This window comes from Corynebacterium sp. KPL2825 (genome assembly GCF_037908445.1).
Classification (GTDB): Bacteria; Actinomycetota; Actinomycetes; order Mycobacteriales; family Mycobacteriaceae; genus Corynebacterium; species Corynebacterium kefirresidentii.
This window is the reverse complement of the sequence record NZ_JBBMGI010000003.1, coordinates 118498-141577: the sequence shown is the minus strand read 5'-3', so window position 1 is coordinate 141577 and position 23080 is coordinate 118498. Positions and strand designations below refer to the sequence as shown.

The window sequence follows — 23080 nt, the reverse complement described above, 5'->3', positions numbered from 1 at the left end:
CAATTGGCTGACCCCACTACCTACCGCCCGGCTCCGGGAACCATTCCCACTGACCCGGGCGTCTATAAGTTCCGCGATGAAAACCGCCGCGTAATCTACGTGGGCAAAGCCAAGAATCTGCGCGCGAGACTATCGAACTATTTTCAGGACATTACTCAGCTGCACCCGCGCACACGCCAAATGGTGCTCACGGCCAATTCCGTGGAATGGACGGTAGTGGCCAGCGAGGTAGAAGCCTTGCAGTTGGAGTACACGTGGATTAAGCGCTTTGATCCCCACTTCAACGTCATGTACCGCGACGATAAAACCTATCCTATGCTCGCGGTTTCGGTCGGAGAAACAGTTCCTCGCGCCTTTTTCTACCGCGGCCCTCGCCGCAAGGGCGTGCGCTACTTCGGCCCGTATTCCCATGCTTGGGCCGTGCGCGAAAGCCTAGACCTGCTCACCCGCGTCTTCCCCATGCGCACCTGTTCGAAGGGCGTTTATAACAGGCACGAGCGCCTTGGGCGGCCGTGTTTATTGGGCTACATCGGCAAATGCGATGCCCCCTGCATCGGCAGGGTAAGCAAGGAAGAACACCGGGATACCGTCAATGAACTCGTTTCATTCATGAATGGAAACACCGGTGCAGTCCGCCGCAAACTCACCCATGACATGGAGCAGGCCGCCGAGAATCTAGAGTTCGAACGCGCCGCACGCCTACGCGATGACTTGGGCGCTATTGACAAGATCATGGAGCAACAGGCCGTGGTCTTCACCGACGGTACAGATGCCGATCTCATTGCTTTTAACTCGGATGAACTCGAAGCAGCGGTGCAGATCTTCCATGTGCGTGACGGACGCATCCGCGGGCAGCGCGGGTGGGTAGTAGAACGAGCCGGTGACCAAGCTAGCTCTGAGCCCTTGGAAGAAGGCCAGCCTGATCCCGCGCTGCCGGCATTGGTACAAAACTTCCTCATCCAGTTCTATTCGGATGCAATGGAGCGAGAGAAGCAGGAGGCGCGCGAGGACGCCGCGCTTGCTGCGGACGTAAAACGGCGCGGGGTGGACCAGGAATCGCACATGAAGTCCCGCCGTGTCCAAGTCATCCCACGCCAAATTTTGGTGCAGGCCCTGCCGGATGAACCCGATCAGGTCGTCGCCCTCTTAGAGGAACTGCGTGGCGCCCAGGTGGACCTGCGCGTTCCCCAGCGCGGCGATAAAAAGCAGCTCATGGCCACGGTGGAGAAAAACGCCAAGGAGCAGTTGCGCCAGCACAAGCTCAAGCGGGTGGGAGACCTCACCGCCCGGTCGGCGGCTTTGCAAGATATTCAAGAGGCTTTGGGCATGGAGCAAGCCCCATTGCGCATCGAATGTACCGATATCTCCCATATTCAGGGCACAGATGTGGTTGCTTCTTTGGTTGTTTTTGAAGATGGTTTGCCCAAGAAGTCGGACTATAGGCGCTACCGCATTAAAGAGGCAGCGGGCGATGGCCGCTCTGATGACGTCGGATCTATCGCAGAAGTCACTCGCCGTCGGTTTAAGCGCTATAAGGAAGACAAGCTGGCCCAACCGGATGAGGAAGTAGAAGAGTCCTCTTTCGCGGAAGAAAAAGTGGCGGAAGAATCTGCCGAGGCAGGCGGTCGCTTTGCGTATCCACCGCAGCTTTTCATTGTGGATGGCGGCGCACCCCAGGTTGCCGCAGCTCAAGAAGTATTCGATGAGTTAGGCATCGTGGATGTGACCTTGGTGGGCCTGGCTAAGCGCCTCGAAGAAATCTGGGTTCCCGGCGATGATGAGCCGGTCATTTTGCCGCGAAACTCGCAAGCTCTATTTCTCCTGCAGCAAATTCGCGATGAAGCGCACCGCTTCGCCATTACATATCACCGGCAGCAGCGCTCTAAGCGAATGCGCTCTTCAGTACTCGACTCAGTTCCGGGCCTAGGTCCGCAGCGGCGCACCGATCTGGTGAAGTATTTTGGCTCGGTGAAAAAGCTCAAGGCCGCCACGGTGGAAGAGATCTGTGAGGTTGATGGCTTTGGGCCAAAGCTTGCCCAGACCGTGTACGAGAATTTGCACGGTTCTGCGGCTAAATAAGCGGCATTCTCCTAGAAGCGGCGAATCCTAAAGCGCTAGACTGAAAGTCATGACGCATTTCGAAACTCCACCCATTTTGATAACCGGCATGTCCGGCGGCGGGTTGAGTTCCGCTGCCAAAGTATTTGAGGATAAGGGCTACTATGTGGCCCATAATATTCCGCCTCGCGCCATTGTGGATCTGCTTAAGTTGTGCAATCAGGAAGAAACTCCGGTGGGTAAGGTTGCTGCCGTAACGGATGTGCGCTCGCGCATGTTTCCAGGGTCTCTGCTAGAGATTATGGAAGAGCTCACGGAATTAAATATGAAGCCCACCGTGCTCTTTTTGGATGCTCGTGATGACGTGCTCATTCGTCGTTTTGATTCAGTACGCCGCACCCACCCGTTGCAAGAGGGCGACACACTCAAAGTAGGCATCCAACGCGAACGTCAAGCAGTAGCAGACGTGCGAGCTCATGCGGACATCATCATTGACACCACCAACCTATCCATTCATGATCTCCGCCGTGCTATTGAGGCGGCGTTTGGTGAGATGCAAAATGAAAAGCAGCATGTGACCGTTGAATCCTTTGGGTTTAAAAATGGTTCACCCCGCGATGCAGATTTGGTGGTTGATGTGCGTTTCCTACCCAATCCCTATTGGGTACCGGAGCTGCGTAGATACCGTGGCACGGATGAGCCGGTTGCTCAGTATGTGCTCTCACAGCCAGCGGCACAGGAATTCGTGGATAATTTCATAAGGATGTTTTCCACCATGCTGGATGGTTACCGGCACGAAGGGAAGAATTTCATAACTTTAGGCGTGGGCTGTACGGGTGGCCATCACCGCTCCGTTGCCGTAGCAGAGGCTATTGCGGCACGGTTGCGGGACAATGACACTTTGGACGTCAGCACCTTGCACAGGGATATTGCTCGAGGCTAGAGCGCAGGAGTTTTAACGCTTTTATGACCAATCCTTCACACATGGTCTGCCTAGGAGGCGGCCATGGACTTTATCAGACTCTTTTGTCCGCCCGATTGAGCGGAGCAGGCGACATTTCCGCCATTGTTACTGTTGCAGATGATGGTGGCTCCTCCGGCCGATTGCGCCGCGAGCTAGAAATAATCCCGCCTGGAGATCTGCGCATGGCGCTAGCTGCGTTGGCTAATAGTGATCCGGTGGGTGACCTCTGGGCGCGTACCTTGCAGCACCGTTTTAGAGGCACCGGTGCAATGGCGGGGCATGCGGTGGGCAATCTAATGATTGCAGGGTTGACCGAGGTGCTCGGTGATTACCAGGCCGCGTTAGATACCATCGCAGAGCTTACTAATTCCCAGGGCCGGGTATTCCCTGTGGTCAACCAAGCCTTAGAGATTGAGGCGGAAGTAGCCGGGCTTGACGACGACCCCCGTGTCATGCGCCAAGTCCGGGGGCAGGTCGCGGTTGCCTCCACACCGGGGCAAGTCCGGCGTGTGCGTATCGTGCCGGAAAACCCCAAAGCAAATCCGGATGTCCTCGATGCCATTGAGCGCGCGGACCTAATTACTATTGGCCCGGGTTCTTGGTTTAGTTCGGTATTGCCACATACTCTCGTGCCTGAGGTCGTGGAAGCCATTTCTGCGTCTGATGCGCTGCGCGTAGTTGTTTTAAACCTTTCCGCCGAGCCGGGCGAAACGCATGGTTTTTCCGCAGAGCGCCATTTGCATGTGCTTTCTCAGCACGCTCCGGATTTGCGCATTGATCGCATTCTGGTGGACGGGGCGGCTTTGCCTACTGATAGTGAGCGCGTGTATATCCAGCGCGCCGCCCAGTCCCTTGGTGCCCGTGCCACGTTCGCGGATGTGAGCGAAGTTGATGACAATGGCCGGAGCATCAATAAACACGATCCGGAGAAGCTGTCTGCGGCACTCCTCGACCTGTATTCGGACTATCGCAACACTGGCGATCCCAACCGGAGCTGATACATCTCGGCAAAGTCCCATCGCTCGCGTCGTTCGGGTTCGGCCGACTGCGCGGTGCCTGAGCGCGCGCGGTATGATGGCAGAAATCCTTTCACCGCACCGGGCCTTGCATAGTGGCCCTGGCCTGTGCGTATATCTTGTGACTGTGAGAAAAGAAATGGGGCGAACTAGGTGACCACACCATTGACCGACCAGGTCAAAGAAGAATTGACGGCTGTCGTTGTGCCACGCCAGTCCGCTCGCGCTGCCGAACTAGCCGCGATGCTGCGATTCGCCGGCGAGCTAGATATTTCCGGCGACAACATGGCCTATGAGTTGGAATTAGAAAGCCACGCTATTGCGCGGCGCGTGATCGCTGCACTCGATGAGCTTTATGGGATTTCCGCTGATAGTCACGTAGCGGGCCCAGCAGGAACCACGAAGAAATCCCGAGTTACGGTGCGCATTTCCACCGGGGCGAAGGAACTTACGCGCCGTCTCGGCCTTATTACCCGCTCCGGCCACGCGGTAGTGGGTTTGCCCCCGCAGGTCATTTCCGGCACCGTCGCTGATAGCGAAGCAGCGTGGCGCGGAGCCTTCCTAGCCCATGGCAGCCTCACGGAGCCGGGTCGTTCTTCTGCGCTTGAAGTTACGTGCCCGTGCCAGGAGGCGGCATTGGCCCTAGTGGGTTGCGCCCGCCGCTTGGGCATTTCTGCCAAAACCAAGGAAACTCGCGGGGAAGACCGCGTCGTCGTCCGCGATGGCGATGCCATTGGGGCACTGTTGACCCGTATGGGCGCTCAGGAGACGCGATTAAGCTGGGAAAAGAAGCGCGTCAAGCGAGAGGCGCACGATACGTCCCGGCGCTTGGACAATTTCGATGATGCAAATCTCCGTCGCTCGGCTCGTGCTGCAGTCACCGCGGCGGCCCGCGTTGACCGAGCGATGGAGATCCTTGGTGATGACGTCCCCGAGCACCTTGCTGATGCAGGACGCCTGCGCGTGCAGCACCGTGAGGCCTCGCTGGAAGAATTGGGCCGCTTGGCTGAGCCTCCCATGACTAAAGATGCGGTAGCCGGGCGTATTCGCCGCTTGCTATCTATGGCCGATAAGCGAGCGGAAGAGCTTGATATCCCCGATACTAACCAAGCGATCACCGACGACCTCTTCAAAGAGTCCTAAACGCCGCAATCACCGGCACATACACAACTCCCCGCAGCGCGGATACCTAAGCGGTAGCCGCTACTGCGGGGAGTTTCCTCTGTGATAGCTAGCTGGTGGGGAAACCAGCTAGCCGCGGAGAATTAAATGCCTAGGGAACGAGGAATCCGAGGGCGTTGGTCATCAAGAACACGATGATGCACACAACGGCCAAGAAGACCACGGAGTAGCCCACTACGTTTTTCAGGATGACAGACTCCTTGCCTTCCATCTTTACAGCGGTGGCCGCAATAGCGAGGGACTGCGGGGAGATCATCTTGCCCACAACGCCGCCTGCGGTATTAGCGGCCAGCATGAGGTCCGGGTTCACGCTGATACGCTCGGCCGCTGCTACCTGCAGGTTGGCGAAGAGGGCATTGGCGGAGGTATCGGAGCCGGTGACCGCTGTACCAATCCAGCCCAGTACCGGAGCGAAGAGTGCGAAGATGCCGCCCGCAGAAGAGACGAACTCACCAATAGCAATCGTTTGGCCGGAGTAGTTCATCGTATAAGCCAATGCCAGCACCAGAATGATGGTGAGGGCCGAGAACTTCATGCGGCTGGCGACGTCCCCAAAAGCGCTGACCGGCTGCCCGAAGCTGAGACTGTAGCGGCCATTTTCATTAAAGAAGTGGTAGACAACCGCAACGATAATGCCCGAGAGCAGCAGGAGCGTACCTGGGTTACCAAAGACATTGAAGCTGAAGCTAGTGTCCATAAGGTTGCCGTCGGCGTCGATAATCGCGTCATCCAGCAAAGGCCAAGCAAAGTGGAGCTTGAGGAAACCAAAGATGGCTGGGGCCGCAGTAGCAACAGCAAAAACAATAGTTACTACAGCGTAGGGAAGTAGCGCCATCCAAATGCGGCGACCATTCAGGTCAGTGGTCGACTCAGCGGCGGGCAGCTCGAGGCGCTCGCGCAGCTCCTTAACACCCTTAGGCTTCCACACTCGGAGGAAGGCAAAGGCACAGCCCAGGGAAACGATGCAGGCGATAACATTGGTGAGCTGGTAAGCAAAGAACGTTGCGGCCAGCCACTGTGCCAAGGCAAAGGAAACGCCAATCACTGCGGCTGCCGGCGCAGTTTCCTTGACGCCGCGGACACCGTCCAAAATAAAGGCGATCAAGAAAGGCACGACGGCGGCGATGATGAGCACCTGCAAAGAGATAAGTGCGGCAATATCATGGGTTTGTTCAGCGCTGCGTCCAGCGACCTCGCCAGCGGTGGTCACTGGGATGCCCACCGCGCCGAAAGCAACCGGGGCCGTATTAGCAATGAGCACTACGATTGCTGCGCGTAGGGGCTTTACACCGAGTGCCATAATCATGGTCGCGGTAATGGCTACGGGTGCGCCGAAGCCGGCGAGGGCCTCTAGCAAGCCGCCAAAGCAAAAGGCGATAAGAATTGCTTGGATGCGAATATCGCCATCGCCTAGAAGGTCGAAGGTTTTACGAAGGTCCTCGAAGCGTCCTGAAGCGACGGTGATTTCATAAAACCAGATTGCGGTAATGATTACCCAGACAATGGGAAGTAGTCCGAAAAGGCCGCCGCGCACGGCGGAGGACAAGGCCATATCTACCGGCATAGAAAAGCCTACGATGGCGATAAGAAGGGATACTGCGAGGGCGACGGCGCCAGAAGTGTGTGCGCGCGCTTTGACGCCGAGCAGCATGATAAAGAATGCGATGAGAGGGAGAATCGCCACCAGGGCGGTAAGCCCGAGGCTGTCACCCACAGCAGAGGTATTAATTTCGAACAAGAGACGTCCTTGGGTTCTACGGTGGTCCTGCCCGTTGAAGAATAACGAGCACCTGAAGCATTCTCACGGTGACCAACGATTGCGCTGGAACAGATGTAGTGGACTGAAACGCGAATGTGAGCCAGTGAGTATTGAAAGCATATCGTGTGATGGTCGAGGCGAAAACAATTCGGTCGACTTGATTGCCATCAGGACTGAGGCTCGGAAATGTCCGACCGGACAGAGGCGGGCGTAACCCTTGAGGATATACAGTGATATATTTCACGTTAACGGTGTCAAGTCCACATAAACCCACGTGTTCGGGCGTATCCAGCGGGTTTATGGCGGAGAAATAAAAAGGATCGGGAAAGTGTACGCTCTTTTGGATAATCTGTCATCCGATAGTTCTCAAGGCTGCTAGCGCACTGCACTGTTAAAAAACGCTCGGTAGTATCGGCATTGTAAGGGAAAACGCTCGGGCGCTTCTCAAGCACCGAATATATCGAAGGGCCCGCGCACATACCCATACGCACATTTACTCGACTCTTTGAGGAGAAATACAGTGACTATCCGCGTAGGTATCAATGGCTTTGGCCGTATCGGCCGCAACTTTTTCCGTGCAGTCGCTCAGGGCGACAACAACCTCGAAGTTGTTGCAGTAAACGACCTGACCGATAACGGTACGCTGGCTAACCTGCTCAAGTACGACTCCGTACTGGGCCGCTTCGATGGCGAGATTACCCATGATGATGAATCCATTACCGTCAACGGTAACCGCATCGTGGTTACCGCGGAGAAGGACCCGAAGCAGCTCAAGTGGGGCGAATACGACGTAGACCTCGTGATCGAGTCCACCGGCCGTTTCACCAATGGCAATGACGCCAAGGCTCACCTCGAGGCTGGTGCTAAGAAGGTCATCATCTCTGCTCCGGGCAAGGAAGTAGACGCAACCTTCGTCTATGGCGTTAACTCTGACACCTACGATCCGGCAAACCACAATGTTATTTCCGCAGCATCCTGCACCACCAACTGCCTGGCGCCGATGGCAAAGGTCCTCAATGACAAGTTCGGCATCGAAAAGGGCTTGATGACCACCGTCCACGCCTACACCGGCGACCAGCGCATCCAAGACGCACCGCACAAGGATCCGCGCCGCGCCCGCGCCGCTGCTGTAAATATGGTGCCTACCTCCACCGGCGCAGCTAAGGCTGTCTCCCTGGTACTGCCTGAGCTGGAAGGCAAGCTGGATGGCTACGCCATGCGTGTTCCAGTTATCACCGGCTCCGCTACCGACCTGACGTTTACCGCTTCCCGCGACGTAACCGTTGAAGAGATTAACGCCGCCCTGAAGGAAGCTGCTGAAGGCGAGCTCAAAGACACCCTCGCTTATACCGAGGACCCGCTGGTTTCCACCGATATCGTAACCTCCCCGCACGGCTGCATTTTTGACTCCGGCATGACCAAGGTCTCCAACGGCAACCTCGTTAAGGTTCTGGGCTGGTACGACAATGAGTGGGGATACACCTCCCAGCTTGTACGTATGACTAGCCTGGTAGCAGACAAGCTCTAAACTTAGAGCTTTAATAATGAGAGTCCGGCCCCGATGCAAGCCTAAACGGCATTGTGTCGCGGCCGGTATTCTTATATCTATAGCCTTGTGAACAATCCGTATTTAAGAAGGAGAAAATAATGGCTTTCCAGACTCTGGATGATCTTCTCAAGGAAGGCGTCGAATCTCGTCACGTCCTTGTTCGTTCTGATTTCAATGTTCCCCTTGATGAAGAAGGAAACATTACTGACCCGGGTCGCATTAACGCTTCTCTTCCCACCATCAAGGCTTTGGTGGAAGGCGGCGCTAAGGTCATTCTGTCCGCGCACCTTGGCCGCCCCAAGGGAGAGGTAAACGCTAAGTACTCCTTGGCCCCAGTCGCTGAAGCTCTGTCCGAGGCTCTTGGCCAGTACGTTGCCTTGGCCGGCGATGTCACCGGCGAGGACGCTCATGAGCGTGCGAACGGGCTCAACGATGGCGATGTCATGTTGGTGGAAAATGTCCGCTTCGACTCTCGCGAGACCTCCAAGGATGAAGCGGAGCGCGGCGCATTTGCTGATGAGCTCGTTGCTTTGGCAGCCGATAATGGCGCTTTCGTCTCCGATGGCTTTGGCGTTGTCCACCGTGCCCAGGCATCTGTGTATGACGTCGCAAAGCGCCTGCCGGCTTACGCAGGCAAGCTCGTAGAAAAGGAACTCTCCGTCCTTTCCACCGTGGCCCAGAAGCCGGAGCACCCATACGTAGTAGTACTTGGCGGCGCCAAGGTCTCGGATAAGCTCGGCGTAATTGAGGCGTTAGCAGATAAGGCAGACAAGGTCATTATCGGTGGCGGCATGTGCTACACCCTTCTGGCCGCCAAGGGCTACAACGTCCAGGAGTCCCTCCTGCAAGAAGACCAGATTGATAACTGCAAGGAGCTGCTCGAACGCTTCGGTGACAAGCTGGTCCTTCCTGTGGATCTCATTGCCGCAAGCAAGTTCGCAGCGGATGCGGAACACCAGGTTGTCGAGCTCGACGGCATCCCAGAGGGCTGGATGTCCCTAGACATCGGGCCAAAGTCTGTGGAGCACTTCGCAGAGGTGCTTGCTTCTTCCAAGACCGTCTTCTGGAACGGTCCGATGGGTGTCTTCGAAATGGAGGCCTTCTCCAAGGGTACTGCGGGCGTCGCGCAGGCTATTATCGACGCCACCGAAAACAACGGCTCCTTCTCGGTTGTCGGTGGCGGCGATTCCGCGGCCTCCGTGCGCATGCTCGGCCTGGACGAGGATGGCTTTAGCCACATCTCCACCGGTGGCGGCGCCTCCCTTGAGTACCTAGAGGGCAAGGAGCTTCCGGGCGTCTCCGTCCTTGAAGCCTAAAATCTGCTGAGTCACTTGCTAAAAGAGAGGAAAAATCATGGCACGTACGCCACTTATCGCAGGTAACTGGAAGATGAACCTCGACCACGTCGAGGCTATCGGTTCCGTTCAAAAGTTTGCGTTCTCCCTGCCTAAGGACTACTACGAAAAGGTCGACGTGGCCTATATGGTCCCGTTTACCGATATTCGCACCATCCAGACGCTGGTAGAAGGCGACAAGTTGCAGATCACCTACGGCGCGCAGGACATCTCTAAGCATGAGTCTGGCGCGTTCACCGGCGAGGTATCTGGTCAAATGCTAGCCAAGCTCGGCTGCAGCTGGGTAGTCGTGGGACACTCGGAGCGCCGTCAGTATCATGGCGAGACCGATAAGCTCGTCGCAGAAAAGGCCGCCGCAGCCTTGGATAATGACATTAGCCCCATCGTGTGCGTAGGCGAGCCACTGGCCGTTCGCGAGGCCGGTACTCACGTGGACTACGTGGTTAACCAGACCCGTAATTCTTTGGCTGGCCTTAGCGCTGAGCAGCTTGCCAAGACCGTCATTGCTTATGAGCCGGTCTGGGCCATTGGTACCGGCAAGGTAGCCTCCGCAGACGACGCACAAGAGGTTTGTGCCGCCATCCGCGAGCTCGTGAAAGAGCTCGCCGGTGACGAGGTAGCGGAAGGCATTCGTATTCTCTACGGCGGTTCCGTCAAGGTTGATTCCGTTGCGGAGATCGTCAGCAAGCCAGACGTAGACGGCGGCCTCATCGGTGGCGCCTCCCTGGTGGGCGAAGAGTTTGCCAAGTTGGCTGCCAACGCAGCTAATGCCCTGAACTAACAGGAGATATCACCTGTCACAGGTTCGCGTTCGGCGCGGGTTGGAATGGTTCCGGCCCGCGCCATCGTGTACAGTGGGCCGGTGTGACTGCTTTGCTGGACGCAAAGCCTAAAAGTACGATTCCGCGCTAGTGGGTGGCAAGAGTCAACCACAAGGCGCATGTTAGAAATAAGGATTATCCTCATGGTCTTGGCACTGGAAATCATCTTGGTCATCGCAGCTATTTTGATGTCCATCTTCGTGCTGCTGCACAAAGGTAAAGGCGGCGGCCTGTCCAGCCTCTTCGGCGGTGGCGTGCAGTCGAACCTTTCCGGCTCGACCGTCGTGGAAAAGAACTTGGATCGCTACACCGTGGTGATGGTTATCATCTGGCTGGCCTGCATTGTGGGCCTAAACCTGATCCAAGCCTTCGCTTAAGCGAAAAGCCAGGATAGCGAAAGCGCCGGCACTAGCTTCCTACCACTAATTTTCCTAGGGGATCTGAAAGTGGGGAAGCGGTGCCGGCGCTTTTCGATTGGCGTCAGGCGCTAAAAGCAATGTGCCCGAACGCACACTGCGGATTGCCTGCTTATATCTCGGAAGCAGCGTCATCGGCAAGGAAGAGAACGGTTTCCTTCCTACCGTGTACGCCGGCTGCCGGCCATTCCTCGGCCGCAGCGCCCTCTACCACGTGCTTGGCCGCTTCCGACTTGGCTTCGCCGGCCACAAGGAGCCAAATGCGATCGGATTTATTGACCGCCGGAAGGGTGAGGGTAATGCGCTCGCTGGGCGGCTTTGGGGAATCGTGGACGGGAACAGCTAGTTCTTCTTGCTCCCGAATAGCGGAGGAATGCGGGAACAAGGAATTAATATGGCCCTCCTCACCCATGCCTAGTAGGTGTAGGTCGAAACCATGAGGGGCAAATTCCTTCAACTCTGGTTCGTATGCGCTTGCCGCTGCTTCCATAGACACCGCGCCCAGATCAAAACCGTGAATATTTTGGTTTGGGATATCTACGTGGTTGAGCAACGCATTGCGCGCCTGGCCCTCATTAGAATCTGCGTCGGAAACGGGTACATTGCGTTCGTCGCCGAAGAAAACGTGAACACGCGACCAATCGATGCGCTGAGCAGGAAAATTTTCACCTTGCTGCTGTGCGGCGAAATCCAAACGGGCCAACTCGTGGAGAACGCCAATTCCGGCTCCGCCGCCAGTGAGGACAACACGCGCGACACCATCGTCGTGGAGGCCGCCACCCGATGCTTGGATACGCGCTACGGTATCCACGAATTTCAGTGCGGCCTGGGAGATAAGGTCATCCACATCGCTCACGCGGTGAAGAGTTACCATTACGTATCGCTATCCTTTACAAAGATTCAGATTAAAGCCGTTTACTGATTACTGTAGTCTACCTGGGCTAGTGCACGGAGCGCTTGTGCATAGGTTTTATCGGCATCCAAATGGCGCAGTTCTTCAGAAAGCACCTCAGCTTGTGAGCGCTTATTGAGGCTCACCAAGGATTCCGGCGAACCCGGAACACACACACGCACCGTGCGCTCGTCAATGACATCGACGTCTACGTGGGTTGTCTCCCGATTGAACCGCAAATGAGTCACTGGGAAGTGGTCCTCCTCGGAGTCGGCCACTGTGCGATGTACGGGAACTGCCAGGCGGTCGAGCAACCATCCAGCGGCGAAATCCGGGGCTGGGTGGCCGGCCGGACCTGCTACCTCTACCGACTTCACCGGCTCGTGGGGATGACGGTCCAAGGCGGAGGCAACGACACCGCGCCACAAGGTGATGGCAGCCCAAGACATATCGGAATCACTCGGCGTGTACCCGGCAGATAGGGTGCGAAGATCTTCGCCGGTCACGCGTCCGTCAAAGGCAACGTTAGTTATGCGGCGCTGCGCCAACTTTCCCACCGAGCTGGAGGCAGGGTCCGGTGGGCACAGAGTAGGCCACCAAGCGACCAGCGGGGTATCAGGTAGTAGCAGCGGCGTGACTACTGCTTCGTCTTGGTTTGCCAAAGCACCGTGCAACTTCATGATGACCATCTCGGAGGCACCTGCTTCGCCGCCCACGCGTAGCTGTGCATCAAGGTGGGTTTCGACCTGCGGGTCTCCCGTTACTACGACCAACACACGTGACGGGTGCTCGTGGGAGGCATCGCGCACGGAAGCGAGAATGCTTTCAAGGTCATCATCCTCACGGGCCGCCACGATTAGAGTGAGCACTCGGCCGGTAGTCAGGGTGTAATGTTCTTGCGCCTCTACTAACTTCTTGGAGATTTCACGCGTAGTGGTATTGGGCAATGGAATAATCATTGTCTGCGTCCCTCCTATGGGCGGCGCCAGGAGTGACCCCGGCGACGCAGTATTTTATCGGCGGATTCTGGTCCCCAGGTGCCAGCGCGGTACTCCTCGGGCTGTCCTGCTTCGGCCCAGTAGTCGATGATGGGGTCCAAAATCGACCAGGAAAGTTCTACCTCTTCATTGGTGGGGAATAGCGAAGACTCGTCCAAGAGGGCATCCAAGATCAATCGCTCATAGGCCTCCGGGGATTCCTCGGTAAAGGCCTCAGCGTAGGCAAAGTCCATATTGACGTCGCGCACCTCCATAGTGGAGCCGGGCACCTTGGAACCAAAGCGCATGGTGACACCCTCATCCGGCTGCACGCGGATAACGACCGCGTTTCTGCCCAGCGCATCGGTTTGACCATCGACGAATGGCTGGTTAGGAGCCGCCTTGAAAACTAGCGCAATCTCGGTCACTCTGCGGCCCAAGCGCTTGCCCGTCCGCAGGTAGAAAGGTACTCCTCCCCAGCGGCGGGAGTTGACTTCCAAGGTACAGGCAGCGTAGGTCTCCGTTGTGGATTCCGGATCGAAGCCTTCTTCCTCGCGCAACCCCTTGACAAACTCGGAGCCTTGCCACCCCGCGGAATATTGGCCGCGAGCAGTGGTCTTATTCAGAGGGTGAACGGCATGGGTAGCGCGCAAGACCTTTACCTTTTCAGCCCGCAATTCTTCCGGCTCGAAGGACGACGGTTCTTCCATCGCGACGAGGGCCAAGAGCTGCAAAAGATGGTTTTGGATGACGTCTCGAGCTGCGCCGATGCCATCATAGTAGCCAGCGCGACCGCCTAGGCCGATGTCTTCAGCCATGGTGATTTGGACGTGATCGATATAGTGGGCATTCCACATAGGCTCAAAAATCTGATTTGCAAAGCGCAAAGCCAAGATATTTTGTACCGTTTCTTTGCCCAGATAGTGGTCGATGCGGAACACCGCGGACTCAGGAAAGACAGCGTTGACAATCTCATTGAGCTTGCGTGCAGATTCCTGGTCATGGCCGAAAGGCTTTTCAATGATGACGCGGCGCCATGAGTCTGCAACGGAGTTGGCCATGCCCACCCGCTCCAGCTGGTGGCAGATATTGGAGAAAAACTCCGGTGGAACGGAAAGGTAATATGCCCAGTTGCTGCCGGTTCCTCGCTCTCGGTCTAGCTCGCCCAAGCGGGCGGAGAGGCGATCGAAGCCGGCATCATCGAAGGAACCTTGGACAAATTCGATGCCCTGCGACAGGTGCTGCCAGACATCTTCATTAAATTCGGTGCGCGAGCCCGCCACTACAGCTGACCGAACGTAGTCACAAAATGCGACCTTGTCCCAGTCACGGCGACCATAACCCACCAGGGTAAAACCAGCGGGCAAGAGACCTCGGCTCGCTAGGTCGTAGATTGCGGGCAGAAGCTTTTTATATGCTAGGTCACCGGTAACGCCGAAGATGACCATGCCCGCGGGTCCTGCGATTCGCGGCAATCGCTTGTCGCTGGCATTGCGCAAGGGGTTGACCCAAGCGGCTGAGTCGGTCACGAAGAATCCTTCCTGAGTTTATGGGCCTTTAGCTCGCTAATATTCTAGCGGCAGAATGCCCCGCCGAATCTTCGGCGGGGCACAAGTCACACGGCTAGTTTACGCGAGTCGTTCCTCGATGGAAGCAAGTAGTTCATTCCAAGCGGCAACAAACTTTTCTACTCCCTCGCGCTCTAGCACGGCAAAGACATCGTCGAAATCAATGCCAACCTCGTTTAGCTGGGCAAAGACGCCTTCTGCCGTCTCGCGGCTGTCCGATAGGGCATCTCCGTGAAGATTGCCTTGGTCGAGAACCGAATCGATGGTCTTTTCCGGCATGGTGTTGACCGTATGCGGACCGGCTAGCTCAGATACGTACAAGGTGGCTGGGTAATCGGGATTTTTCACACCGGTCGAAGCCCACAATGGACGCTGAAGGTGGGAGCCTTCTGGCAAGTCGGCGTCGTCAAGCAAAGTGTCCTGGAAGAGGGCATAGGCGCGCTGTGCATTGGCGACGCCCGCCTTGCCCCGCAGTGCTAGAGCTTGCTCGCTGCCAATGGCCTCCAAGCGCTTGTCTACTTCGGTATCCAAACGGGAAACGAAGAAGGACGCTACGGAGTGGATAGTTGCGACGTCCTTTCCGGACTCGGCGGCACGCTTGAGACCGGTACGGAAGGACTCGATGACAGCGCGGTAGCGTTCCACAGAGAAAATGAGGGTGACATTGACACTGATACCTTCCGCCAGGGCATCCTCAATTGCTGGGAGGGAGCCGGTGGTGGCTGGAATCTTGATCATGACATTAGGGCGATCGACCTTCGACCACAGCTCACGGGCCTGTTCGAGTGTGGCGGTAGGGTCATCCGAAATTCGCGGATCGACCTCAATGGATACACGGCCATCTGCCCCATCAGTGGAGGAGTAAATATCCGCAAAGAGGTCACACGCATTTTGAACGTCTTCAATGGCAAGGGCGTATACCGCTTCATCGGCGCTGGCCTTTGACTCCTTTAGCGTTGCCAGCTCGGCGTCGTAAGCGGTGCCATTGGTCATCGCCGCAGCGAAAATCGCTGGGTTGGTGGTCACGCCCACAATGGACTTGGTCGAAATGATTTCCTTGAGGTTGCCGGAAACGAGACGCTCGCGAGAAAGATCATCAAGCCAGGTCGAGGTTCCCAGCTGGGCAAGTTCCGAGATATGGTTCATGCTTTATCCTTATCCAGTCCTGTTAGGGGTTACTTATTCGCGGCGGCTAGGGACTCCTGTGCCGCCTCAACTACCGCTGCAGTGGTGAATCCAAACTTTTCAAAGAGCTCGCCTGCAGGAGCAGATGCGCCGTAGTGCTCAATGGAGATGCTGCGGCCAAAGGAACCGGTGTACTTATGCCATGGCATTGCAATACCGGCCTCAATAGAAACGCGCGCCTGCACCTTGCTGGGGAGCACAGATTCGCGGTAAGCGTCATCCTGCTCATCAAACCACTCGAGGCAGGGTGCGGACACAACGCGGGTCGCCGTTCCAGCTGCCTCTAGCTCCTTCGCGGCAGCGACAGCGAGCTGCACCTCAGAGCCTGTAGCAAGAAGGATGACCTCTGGTGTCTCCTTGGACTTTTCCACCAGAACATAGGCACCGCGGCGGACGCCGTCATGCGCCTTTTCCTTGGTGCCTTCCAGCACTGGTAGTCCCTGGCGGCTCAGCGCCAGGCCCTTAGGCGCGGCCTTGTACTCAAGGGCTGCCGCCCATGCCTGTGCAGTCTCGTTGGCATCCGCAGGGCGGATAACGGACAGGTTGGGAATGGCACGCAGGGCAGAAAGAGTCTCTACTGGCTGGTGGGTAGGGCCATCTTCGCCCAAACCGATGGAGTCATGGGTCCACACGTAGTAGGTATCGGTCGACATCAGGGAACCCAAGCGCACAGCCGGGTACTGGTACTCGGAGAAGATAAGGAAGGTGCCGCCGTAGACGCGGGTATTACCGTGCAGAGCAATACCGTTCATAATCGCAGACATTGCGTGCTCGCGAATACCGAAGTGCAGGTTGCGGCCATAGGGTTGAGCCGACCACATATCGGTAGTAATGGCCGCGGGGCCGAAGGAATCCGCGCCCTTGATCACGGTGTTATTAGAACCGGCAAGGTCGGCAGAACCGCCCCACATCTCCGGCAGAGAAGCAGCCAAGGCCTGGATGGCGGCTTCAGAAGCCTTGCGGGTGGCCAAAGTTTCGCCTGGTTCCCATTCCGGTAGATCAGCACTGAAGTCTTGCGGCAATTCGCGCGCATTCATGCGGTCAAAAAGTGCCTTATTCTCCGGATTAGCTGCAGCCCATGCGTCGAACTTTTCTTGCCACGCAGAGTGTTTTTCTGCGCCGCGCTCGCGCAACATGCGGGTGTGCGCAATGACCTCATCATCGATGTGGAAGCTGCGCTCCGGATCAAAGCCCAAGACTTCCTTGGTGGCAGCTACCTCGTCATCGCCCAACGCAGCACCGTGGACACTGCCGGTATTCATCTTATTCGGGGCAGGGTAGCCGATAACCGTCTTTACGCGGATGAAGGACGGACGATCGGTTTCTGCTTGAGCAGCCTTGACAGCAGCCTCAATGGCTACGACATCTTCTCCAGATTGCACCGTTTGGACGTGCCAGCCGTAGGCCTCATATCGGGCCACCACATCTTCATTGAAGGCAATATTTGTATCGTCTTCAATAGAGATTCGGTTATCGTCCCAGAAGACGATCAAGTTGCCCAGCTTTTGCGTGCCAGCCAGAGAAGAAGCCTCCGCGGTAACGCCTTCTTGTAGGTCGCCATCGGAGGCGATGGTGTAGATGTAGTGATCGAAGGGGGATTCACCAGCAGGGGCTTCTGGATCGAAAAGGCCGCGCTCCTTACGCGCCGCCATGGCCATTCCAACGGAGGACGCTAGACCTTGGCCGAGGGGGCCAGTGGTGATTTCAACACCGTCGGTGTGGTGGACCTCGGGGTGGCCTGGGGTGCGTGACCCCCACGTGCGCAGCTGCTCGAGGTCTTCCATTTCCAAGCCAAAGCCGCCCAAGTAGAGCTGGATGTACTGGGTAAGGGAAGAGTGGCCAACCGAAAGTACGAAGCGGTCACGGCCGGCCCAGTGCACGTCAGCGGGATCGTGATTAATGACCCGCTGGTAGAGCGTGTAGGCGAGGGGAGCGAGTGACATTGCCGTGCCGGGGTGACCGGAACCGCACTTTTGTACCGCGTCGGCGGCTAGTACTCGCACGGTGTCGATAGCGCGGGTGTCAAGCTCCGACCAATCCTCCGGATAACGGCGCTCAACCATAGTTTGGAGCTCTGGGGACAACTTATCTTTCGACACGAAAAGCCTCGCTTACGTCTAGGCAAAAAGTACTTAACTTTATTAAGTCTAGTAATTTTTTAGCCGGCGGTGCGCAATTATAGAAAGCCAGGCATAACCGGTATGCTGGCATGGCTAAGCGGTGCACGCGAGCACGCAAAAGCGTGTGCCAAATCTAGCGGACATGGGTCTGTAACCTCTCGCGCCTGCGCCGAAAAATGTGAGTGAGAGAACTGGAACTTTTTCACGGGCATGTGCGACCGCTAGGGGTGACCGCGCGCAGGAGATGCGCGAGGCACAGTTCACCAACGTTCAGATAGTGGAGGAATTCCTTGGAGACCATCAAGGCCTATTTTGCGCTAACGAAACCGAGGATCATTGAGCTCCTCCTCGTGGCCGCAATCCCGGCGATGCTCCAAGCGCAGCGCGGCGTGGAGGCTGTGTCAGACAATATTTGGCTCATCGTGTCGACCATTTTCGGCGGCTGGTTGGGCGCTGGCGCCGCCCACACGTTCAATAACGTCGTGGACTACGAGTTGGATCAAAAGATGCAGCGCACGAGGGCTCGTCCGCTCGTAAGAGCGAAGATTTCGAAGCGGAACGCAGCCATTTTTGCCTGGGTAATGCTTATTATTTCCGTGCTGTGGCTGGGCCTCCTTGCCCATTCTTGGCTCGCAGCTTTCTTCGTCGTGTTGACGAACTTCTTCTATGTCTTCGTCTACACCAAGTTTTTGAAGATGCGCAATGCGCAAAACATCGTCTGGGGCGGCCTCGCAGGCTGTATGCCGGCCATGGTTGGCTGGGCCGTAATTCGGGATAATGCCCCAGCCGGAGAGCCTGACCGCTGGTGGCAGGCAGTGGTGCTCTTCCTCATCATCTTCTTCTGGACCCCGCCGCACACGTGGGCGCTGGCCATGAAGTACAAAGAAGACTACCGAAAAGCCGGCGTGCCGATGCTGCCTGTGGTGGCGGGCGAAGCAGAAGTCACTCGCCAGATCGTGTGGTACACCGTTGGAACGGTTATCGTGACCCTACTCATCGTCCCCGCAGCTTCGTGGATCTACTTGGTCGCAGCGGTTGCTTCGGGCGCGGTATTTCTGTGGATGGCTATCCGTTTGCATAAGGGAGTGAAAAACGGCGCCAAGGTTAAGCCGATGCGCTTGTTCATCTACTCCAATAACTACCTTTCGGTGCTCTTTATCGGTTTGTCCATCGACGCAGTCTTAGGCTGGGAGCCCTTAGGCCGGATGCTGGGTTGGTCGGCCACGTTATTCTAACTGCGCCCCATTCCAAGAGCAGGGCAAAAAGAGCGCGGGAGAAGCAATGCTGCTTTTCTCCCGCGCTCTAGGCGTAGGTGGGGCTAGTCCTCGTCTCCGTCGGCGTCTTGGACGCGCAGAACGATGGAGCCGGTAGTCTTGCGATCCTGCAAGTCGCGGTGAGCCGCAGCGGCTTCTGCCAAAGGATAGGAGGCCGTGACGTTAAAGCGTAGGTCGCCGTCCATGACAGCTTGGACGACTGCTTGGGCGCGCATTTGAAACTCGCCCTCTTGTGCCGTCCATGCGCCGATGGAAGGCCGCGTCAGGAAGATGGACCCATGCTTGTTCAGCAGCTGTGGGTCGATAGGCTCAACCGGACCAGAGGCGGCACCAAAAAGCGCGACGGTGCCGCGTGGACGTACTGCCTCTAGCGATTCCTGGAAGGTAGCTTTGCCGACGCCGTCATAAACCACGTCGACGCCCTTGTCACTGTTGTAGCGGCGAACTTGCTCGGCGAGTCCCTCGCCGTAGCGAAAAACCTTATCCGCCCCGGCCGCGTAGGATAGTTCTTCCTTTTCGTCCGTGGACACGACGGTATAAACGGTAGCGCCTAGCGACGATGCCATCTGGGTGAGGATTTGCCCCACGCCGCCGGCACCGGCGGTAATCAGGCAAGAAGCACCTTCGCCCAATTGATAGACCCCGTGCGCCAGATAGTGCGCGGTAATGCCTTGGAGCAACATGGATGCTGCAACCTCAGGTTGGAAATCGTCTGGGACTGCCACCAGTCCCTCGCGCGGGACGCAGACCTTCTCGGCGTAGGAGCCGAAGGCCTGGTTCCACGCCACCATTGTGCCTTCCGCAATTTCTCCCTTTGGGTCGTGGACGACTCGCCCAGTACCTTCGAATCCGGGAATGAAAGGGGCGGTCGCATTATAGATACCCTCACGGTAATAGGTATCGATGTAGTTGACGCCGGCCATGATGACGTCTACCAAGACCTCATCGTCATTCGGGGTGGGGGCGGGAACTTCGGTATAGCGAAGTACTTCTGGTCCGCCGGTTTCTGTGACCTGAATTGCGTGCATATAGCCAGGCTAGCGCAAAAAGCCGGCCGAGTGCAGGACTTCGGCCGGCTGGTTGCGCTGCGTGTTAAGCCGTCGCGCGTGCTGCTTCTAGCGAGGCTTGGCGTGCGGCGTACTTTTCATCGCCGCTAGGGGAGCCGGTGATGAGATCCGCGGTGCCATCGGTACGGCGTACGCCGTGTGCCCACAGTAGTGCGGTATAGGCCGTGACGAAGGAGGATAGCCCAATGTGGAAAGGAACAGTCCAGCGCGGAATGCTCATATAGAACTGGTAGACGCCTACGGCCCACTGGATAAGGATGCAGGCGATGAGGACCCAGCCCGCCTTCTTCGCGTCCTGTGGGGCACGGTTCTTATAGAGCAGGAAGATGGTAATAACGGTAAGCGTCAGGTAGACGTACATGCACATGGCGTGGGTGACGGCCATGGCTTCGGTATCCACCTGCAAGCGGCCTTCCATTCCGACCCCGGAATCGCCAGAGTGGACGCCCGAACCGGTAACCATAGTGCCGGTGATAAGAACAATGCTGAGGGCAATTGTTGCGACTGCAGCGAGCAAGCGAATCGCCTGGGGGAATCGTGCTCGTGGCGTTCCGTCATCGGGTTCCAAGATGCGGGAATAGAGCATTGCCGCCAGCCATACCAAGAGCATTGATGGCAGGAAGTGCAGTGCTACAGACCACCAGCGCAGGTCGAGATGGACAGAAATTCCGCCAATGACCGCCTGCAGCACAATGCCAGCGACATTGAGCCATGCATACACCTTAAGCTCTGTGCGCCGACGTGCCATGCGCATGGCGATGACGGCGGCTACCGCCGCAGCGGTGACGACGAACGTGAGCAGGCGGTTACCAAACTCGATGGCCTGGTGCAGTGCAGGAGCGGCGCCTTCCATGGGGACAAGGGAGCCAGGCTGGCACTCGGGCCAGGTAGGGCAGCCGAGTCCCGAGCCGGTCACGCGGACAATGGACCCAGACACGGTAATGCCACCCTGGCATAAGAGAAGGATGAGCGCGATGAGGCGCTGTTGCTGCAGCGTAGGGGCGGCTTCTTTAAAGAAGCGCTTGATTTTTGTCCAGTAATTCACGCATAGCATCCTACTAGTCGGGAGATTTTGGGCATAAAAATTCCTCTTGTTTCGGGCGGAACCGGACAAAAGTCACATTTAGCCCTCGAAGCGGAACCAACGGGCCGCTGCGAACGACGCCACGGCGAGCCAAGCTACCAAGGAAATAAGTTCGAGGCCGGGGAAGGTGGAATTGGAGGCGTCGGTAAGTGCGCCTGCCAGAGCGACGGTGGGGACCACGTTGAGGATGCCATTATCGCCCAATCCCTGGGAGTATAGGGTCCACCCGACCACGCCGAGGAGCAGGAACCAGATGAGGTTGGCCAGCGCGAGCACCATCTCTGAACTAAGCGTGCCGCCAAGCAGTAGCCCCATGGCGGTAAAAGCCGCGACGCCAAAGAAAAGGGAGAGGAGCATGAGCAACACCCCACCCGCGCTGATACGCAGACCCAAAATGAAGGCGGCTATACCCAAGACAAGGATTTGGAATACCACCATCGTGAGCACGCCGAGGATTTTGCCGCCGATAATGGCCCATGCCGGCACCCCGGATGCCCCGGTGCGCTTGAGGGCCCCGTAGCGTCGGTCAAAGGCAAGTGAAATAGCTTGACCGGTAAAGCCCGCAGAGGTGGCCGCAACTGCAAGCACCATGGGGAAAACCTCGTGCAGGCCGTGCTTGGTAACGGACTCCAAGTGGGCCGCACCAATGAGGATGGCCAGTGGAATGATGACGCTGAGCAGTTGCTGTTCGCCGTGGCGCAGCATGAGCTTAGCTTCCATCGTGCCTTGCGCGAGCAGCATAGCGCCGGCGCTGGTCCGCTTGGGGGCGGGAGTAAAGGTCCCGGGTTTAAAGGTAGTGCTCATAAATGGCTTCTTTCCTCGACGCAATGAATTGAATATTTTCCCAAGATGGGATTGCAGCTAGCTGCGCAAGTGGCGGCCCGTGAGGTCAAGGAATACCTCTTCCAGATTGCGGTGGGCCGCATCTAAGTACCGCAGTAAGACTCCTTGGCGGGCGAGCTCAGCGCTGAGCGTGGCGATGGTCTCGGGAGTGCCGGCTTGGCTCAAGCGGTAATGCAGGGGACGGGATTTGGTGGCATTAATCCCCGCCGCAGCTAGGGCCTCCATATCTACGTCGATGTCGGTGCTGAAATTAAGCCCTGCCGATTCCGTCTGGGCGGTAAGTTCTGCGGGGGTGCCGTGAGCTACCAGCTGACCATGATCCATGATGGCCAAGCGGTCTGCCAGCGACTCCGCCTCATCCATCAGGTGGGTGGTTAGAACGATGGTTACGCCATCACGCTGCAGGGATCGGACTAGGTCCCAGACCGCCAACCGGGATTGTGCATCCATGCCTGCCGTAGGTTCATCCAGAAAAACCAACTCGGGTCGTCCGATGATAGCCAAGGCGAGGGACAGGCGTTGCTGTTGTCCTCCAGATAGCCTGCGATAAGGGGTGCGAGCCACCCCCTCAAGTCCCAACGTTTCTAGTAGCCACTGCGGGGAGAGAGGCTGGGCGCTGTATCGGGCAGAAAGCTCCAGCATTTCTAGCACGCGGATGCCGGAATAGGAACCGCCGCCTTGGAGCATGATGCCGACCTTTTCTCGCACCCTATCTGGTTCGGTACTTGGGTTTAGCCCTAGGACGTCGATGGTGCCGCTGGTGGGATGGAGAAAGCCCTCTGACATTTCAATCGTCGTGGACTTTCCGGCGCCATTGGGGCCAAGGAGACAAAAGACCTCGCCCTGGGCAACGCTGAGGCTAAGGCCGTTTACGGCAGTGGTGGAGCCAAACTTCTTCACCACGTTGTCCAAGGTTAGGGCTGGGCGGTCGGCTGAAATGGAATTCACGT

At 57.2% G+C, this 23080-nt stretch carries 19 protein-coding genes; 9 read left to right on the top strand and 10 right to left on the bottom strand.

Annotated features, from left to right (window positions below):
• The first annotated feature begins 3 nt into the window (after nucleotides 1-3).
• The 4 genes from uvrC to whiA all read left to right on the top strand — a co-directional run bounded on the left by uvrC (nucleotide 4) and on the right by whiA (nucleotide 5181).
• Nucleotides 4-2079, top strand: a complete 2076-nt coding sequence (uvrC, locus tag WMQ00_RS03585; RefSeq protein ID WP_340440671.1) for an excinuclease ABC subunit UvrC — start codon at nucleotides 4-6, stop codon at nucleotides 2077-2079.
• 40 nt (nucleotides 2080-2119) lie between these two features.
• Nucleotides 2120-3001 carry an RNase adapter RapZ gene (rapZ, locus tag WMQ00_RS03580; RefSeq protein ID WP_200289037.1) on the top strand — a complete coding sequence of 294 codons (882 nt, stop codon included), beginning with the start codon at nucleotides 2120-2122 and terminating at the stop codon, nucleotides 2999-3001.
• 23 nt (nucleotides 3002-3024) lie between these two features.
• Nucleotides 3025-4020, top strand: coding sequence for a gluconeogenesis factor YvcK family protein (locus tag WMQ00_RS03575; protein ID WP_200287481.1), 996 nt, complete (start codon nucleotides 3025-3027; stop codon nucleotides 4018-4020).
• Between the two features lie 171 nt (nucleotides 4021-4191).
• A complete protein-coding gene (gene whiA, locus WMQ00_RS03570; protein WP_023021494.1) occupies nucleotides 4192-5181 on the top strand; it encodes a DNA-binding protein WhiA in 990 nt (329 codons plus the stop codon).
• A gap of 130 nt (nucleotides 5182-5311) precedes the next feature.
• On the opposite strand, the gene WMQ00_RS03565 is transcribed toward whiA, so the two are convergent.
• Nucleotides 5312-6958 (bottom strand): L-lactate permease, encoded by a 1647-nt coding sequence (locus tag WMQ00_RS03565; RefSeq protein ID WP_200287483.1) that lies wholly within the window; start codon nucleotides 6956-6958, stop codon nucleotides 5312-5314.
• 541 nt (nucleotides 6959-7499) lie between these two features.
• Here WMQ00_RS03565 and gap point away from each other — a divergent pair.
• From gap to secG, 4 genes are all read left to right on the top strand, one after another.
• Entirely contained in the window at nucleotides 7500-8507 is a 1008-nt protein-coding gene (gene gap / locus WMQ00_RS03560) for a type I glyceraldehyde-3-phosphate dehydrogenase (protein WP_301732046.1), read from the top strand.
• Nucleotides 8508-8626: 119 nt separating this feature from the next.
• Nucleotides 8627-9844 carry a phosphoglycerate kinase gene (locus WMQ00_RS03555; RefSeq protein ID WP_023021497.1) on the top strand — a complete coding sequence of 406 codons (1218 nt, stop codon included), beginning with the start codon at nucleotides 8627-8629 and terminating at the stop codon, nucleotides 9842-9844.
• Between the two features lie 37 nt (nucleotides 9845-9881).
• On the top strand, nucleotides 9882-10664 hold the full coding sequence (gene tpiA, locus WMQ00_RS03550) for a triose-phosphate isomerase (RefSeq protein WP_023021498.1): 783 nt from the start codon (nucleotides 9882-9884) through the stop codon (nucleotides 10662-10664).
• Between the two features lie 183 nt (nucleotides 10665-10847).
• Complete coding sequence (secG, locus tag WMQ00_RS03545) at nucleotides 10848-11081, top strand: preprotein translocase subunit SecG (protein ID WP_005324856.1); 234 nt, start codon at nucleotides 10848-10850, stop codon at nucleotides 11079-11081.
• A gap of 151 nt (nucleotides 11082-11232) precedes the next feature.
• On the opposite strand, the gene pgl is transcribed toward secG, so the two are convergent.
• The 5 genes from pgl to tkt form a co-directional block, all read right to left on the bottom strand.
• Nucleotides 11233-11994 carry a 6-phosphogluconolactonase gene (gene pgl, locus WMQ00_RS03540; RefSeq protein ID WP_023021499.1) on the bottom strand — a complete coding sequence of 254 codons (762 nt, stop codon included), beginning with the start codon at nucleotides 11992-11994 and terminating at the stop codon, nucleotides 11233-11235.
• A gap of 41 nt (nucleotides 11995-12035) precedes the next feature.
• Complete coding sequence (locus tag WMQ00_RS03535; protein ID WP_340440670.1) at nucleotides 12036-12971, bottom strand: glucose-6-phosphate dehydrogenase assembly protein OpcA; 936 nt, start codon at nucleotides 12969-12971, stop codon at nucleotides 12036-12038.
• A gap of 14 nt (nucleotides 12972-12985) precedes the next feature.
• Nucleotides 12986-14518, bottom strand: coding sequence for a glucose-6-phosphate dehydrogenase (gene zwf, locus WMQ00_RS03530; RefSeq protein ID WP_023021501.1), 1533 nt, complete (start codon nucleotides 14516-14518; stop codon nucleotides 12986-12988).
• Between the two features lie 99 nt (nucleotides 14519-14617).
• A complete protein-coding gene (gene tal / locus WMQ00_RS03525) occupies nucleotides 14618-15703 on the bottom strand; it encodes a transaldolase (RefSeq protein WP_023021502.1) in 1086 nt (361 codons plus the stop codon).
• A gap of 29 nt (nucleotides 15704-15732) precedes the next feature.
• Complete coding sequence (tkt, locus tag WMQ00_RS03520) at nucleotides 15733-17805, bottom strand: transketolase (protein ID WP_340440682.1); 2073 nt, start codon at nucleotides 17803-17805, stop codon at nucleotides 15733-15735.
• 347 nt (nucleotides 17806-18152) lie between these two features.
• On the opposite strand from tkt, the gene WMQ00_RS03515 reads away from it, so the two are divergent.
• The gene (locus WMQ00_RS03515; RefSeq protein WP_023021504.1) at nucleotides 18153-19097 is read left to right on the top strand and encodes a heme o synthase; all 945 of its coding nucleotides are present in this window, start codon (nucleotides 18153-18155) and stop codon (nucleotides 19095-19097) included.
• An 83-nt stretch (nucleotides 19098-19180) separates the two neighbouring features.
• Here WMQ00_RS03515 and WMQ00_RS03510 read toward each other — a convergent pair whose 3' ends face one another.
• From WMQ00_RS03510 to WMQ00_RS03495, 4 genes are all read right to left on the bottom strand, one after another.
• Entirely contained in the window at nucleotides 19181-20164 is a 984-nt protein-coding gene (locus WMQ00_RS03510) for a quinone oxidoreductase family protein (protein ID WP_023021505.1), read from the bottom strand.
• A 64-nt stretch (nucleotides 20165-20228) separates the two neighbouring features.
• Nucleotides 20229-21257, bottom strand: coding sequence for a COX15/CtaA family protein (locus WMQ00_RS03505; protein ID WP_034655361.1), 1029 nt, complete (start codon nucleotides 21255-21257; stop codon nucleotides 20229-20231).
• A 69-nt stretch (nucleotides 21258-21326) separates the two neighbouring features.
• Nucleotides 21327-22091, bottom strand: coding sequence for an ABC transporter permease (locus WMQ00_RS03500; RefSeq protein ID WP_340440669.1), 765 nt, complete (start codon nucleotides 22089-22091; stop codon nucleotides 21327-21329).
• Between the two features lie 57 nt (nucleotides 22092-22148).
• The gene (locus WMQ00_RS03495; RefSeq protein ID WP_340440668.1) at nucleotides 22149-23078 is read right to left on the bottom strand and encodes an ABC transporter ATP-binding protein; all 930 of its coding nucleotides are present in this window, start codon (nucleotides 23076-23078) and stop codon (nucleotides 22149-22151) included.
• Nucleotides 23079-23080 lie beyond the last annotated feature (2 nt).